Genomic DNA, 967 nt, shown 5'->3' on the forward strand with positions numbered 1-967 from the left:
GGTGAGGTGTGTTGGCCTTGCTCACGGCGGCCTTCAGATGTTGGCGGTGCGGTCGGAGACGAGGCCGGCGATGGCGCGGTAGGTGGCGGGTAGGCGGTCGCGGCGATGCGTCCAGCGGGCCAGTTGTTTCCAGCGTTTGTGGTCGGCGAGGGCGTGTTCGACGGTGATGCGGTCGGACGAGTGGTCGTGTCGGTCGCGTTCCCACTGCTCGACTCTGCCGGGCAATGCTCCCGGCCGGGGTTTTCTGGGTGGTGTGATCGCTTGTCCGCGGTGGTCGCGGCTCAGGCCGAGGTAGCCGTCGTCTAGGAGAACTTCGACACCGGGGAAGTGCTGGAAGCAGATGTCGATGCCTTCATTGCGGGCGGCCGTGGCGTCGTGCATACGTCCAGGCCGCAGGGCATCGGTCCATAACGTGCGTCCTCGCCAGTCGGCGATCACAGTGGCCTTCATGGTGTTCTGCTTCTTCTTGCCCGAAACGAACGCGCGTCGGCCGCCGCGGCTGGCCGGTGGCCTGCGGACCTGGATCTCGGTGGCGTCCAGCCGCAGCTCGACACCTTCGGCCTGGGCGTAGGCAAACACGTCCGTCAGTGTCCGAAGACGCAGGCCGGGGCGGTCGGGAACCGCGCATCCCCGCTCCGCCAGCAGCGTGCGCACCTCTCCGATCGCCCGGGTGACGGTGGAACGGTCGACACCGAACAGCAGCCCCAGCACCGAGTGCGGCAGGTCGTGCCGCAGATGGATCAGCGTGGCCACCAGCCGGTCGACGAACACCAGCTGATGGCTGGCGCCGGCACCCGCAGCCCGCTTCCTGGCCCCGCCCCGAGCAGCATGACGGCGGCCCTCGACGCCGGCCTGCCACGGCTCGGCCAACTCTTCGACCAGGCACGCAAGATGAAACCGAGAGAGTCCCGTGAACAGCTGATGCGCCAGCACCGCCCGATTGACCATGATCGCCACAGCCGGATCA

General features: G+C 68.0%; 1 protein-coding gene. It reads right to left on the reverse strand.

Annotated features, from left to right (window positions below; all coding sequences use genetic code 11):
- Positions 1-33 precede the first annotated feature (33 nt).
- Entirely contained in the window at positions 34-948 is a 915-nt protein-coding gene (locus IF99_RS0130235; RefSeq protein WP_031001699.1) for a transposase family protein, read from the reverse strand.
- Between the last annotated feature and the right edge of the window lie 19 nt (positions 949-967).

Origin of the sequence: Streptomyces sp. NRRL F-5630, from assembly GCF_000719475.1 — a bacterium.
Classification (GTDB): Bacteria; Actinomycetota; Actinomycetes; order Streptomycetales; family Streptomycetaceae; genus Streptomyces.